The 1504-nt window shown below is 34.7% G+C and carries 4 protein-coding genes; all 4 read left to right on the top strand.

Annotated features, from left to right (window positions below; translation table 11 throughout):
- Positions 1–89 precede the first annotated feature (89 nt).
- Complete coding sequence (locus Q5Y73_RS24510) at positions 90–506, top strand: RusA family crossover junction endodeoxyribonuclease (RefSeq protein ID WP_305994548.1); 417 nt, start codon at positions 90–92, stop codon at positions 504–506.
- Positions 503–667 (top strand): hypothetical protein, encoded by a 165-nt coding sequence (locus Q5Y73_RS24505; RefSeq protein ID WP_305994547.1) that lies wholly within the window; start codon positions 503–505, stop codon positions 665–667. The genes Q5Y73_RS24510 and Q5Y73_RS24505 overlap by 4 nt, the downstream gene beginning before the upstream one ends.
- Before the next feature lie 16 nt (positions 668–683).
- Positions 684–1100 (top strand): hypothetical protein, encoded by a 417-nt coding sequence (locus Q5Y73_RS24500; protein WP_305994546.1) that lies wholly within the window; start codon positions 684–686, stop codon positions 1098–1100.
- A partial coding sequence (locus Q5Y73_RS24495) for a YopX family phage-derived protein (protein WP_305994545.1) occupies positions 1097–1504 on the top strand: 408 nt, incomplete at its 3' end. The genes Q5Y73_RS24500 and Q5Y73_RS24495, both read left to right, overlap by 4 nt.

Genomic DNA, 1504 nt, shown 5'->3' with positions numbered 1-1504 from the left:
ACAGCAAACAAATTGGTAGACGGTATAGATAAGTTTCGGAATTTGGTGGTAGATACAGATTTAACTTTTGTGAAAGAAGGTGATTCCAATTGATTAAGTTTGTAGTGCATGAGGAACCAGTTGCACAAGGTAGACCTAGAGTAACAACAAAGAACGGAAAACCTAGATTGTATGATCCTGATAAATCAAAACATTTCAAGCAACTCGTAGCAATGATAGCTAAACAATATGCACCTGAGACTTTACTAGATTGCCCTCTGGTGCTTCGGATTACTTTTTATAGGTCTATCCCTACAAGGTTTACAAAAGCCGAGAGAAGGCAAATACAGAGCGGAGAACTAAGACCAATAACTAAACCTGATATCGATAATTACGTTAAAGCTATCAAGGATGCTCTTAATAAAGTGATATGGACGGATGATAGTAAAGTGGTAGATTTGCATGCTGGTAAATATTACAGTGACAAGCCGAGAGTTGAGATTGAGATTTTGGAGTTATCAGCATGAATAAAAAGCAAATAAAAGTTGATTGTAAAAATAAAAAACCTCATTCAATATGGCTTTACTCAATTGATGAGTACTACAGCATTCCAACTGAAACAAGATGTGACAAATGTGGTTCATTCTTTGATTGGAAAAATGCAAAAGGATGTATGAGTTTTAAATAATAGGAGGGTAAGAACAATGAGTAAAAATAAAGAACAATGGACATATAACACAGATGATGAATATTGGAATAATGAAATATACGATTCGAAAGAAGATGCGATTGCAGCAGGAAGAGAAAACATAAAAGATGATGAGCCTGATTATTATTACGAAAGTTCCCATTTTAGTATTGGGAAATTAGTACATCTACCTAGACCATCTATAGACGTTGAAGGATTACTAGAAGAATTAGGAGATCGATTATATGACGAGCATGAACAAGCAGGGGAAGATTGTTTTAAAAATGTATCAAAAGAGCAAATAGGTGATCTGCACGAGACATTAAACTCTGCACTCAACAAATGGATGGACAAGCACAACTTAGATCCTACAAGGGGATTTTTCACAGTAGAGGACATTGAAGAAGTTCCTTTTGAGGAGGGTGTAAATTGAGAGAGTTAAAGTTTAAGGTTTGGGATAAAAAAGAAGAGGTAATGTATGGACACGATAAAGATTCAACCATCATATTACACTTAGATGGTTTAGTTAATCACTATGACAATAACTATGTTTTACAAGGTGTGGATGATTCAGAAAGATTAGTTATCATGCAATACACAGGACTAAAGGATTGTAACGATGTTGAGATTTATGAGGGGGATATATTGGAATATAAGTTTTATAACCCATTGAGAAAAGAAGAAGAAAGCATAAAATATGAAGTGATTTACGAGTATGGGGAATTTAGGGTAATCGTTGATGATGGTAGGAACAAATCAAGAAAACCGTTATATATGGAACTTAATTCATCTGTTATAGGAAATGTTTACGAGAGCCCTGAGTTGTTGGAAGGAGTG

Origin of the sequence: Chengkuizengella axinellae (assembly GCF_030730905.1) — a bacterium.
In the GTDB taxonomy this organism is placed as follows: domain Bacteria; phylum Bacillota; class Bacilli; order Paenibacillales; family KCTC-33759; genus Chengkuizengella; species Chengkuizengella axinellae.
Note: the sequence above shows the minus strand (reverse complement) of the source record. Positions and strands in the feature narration are given on the sequence as shown.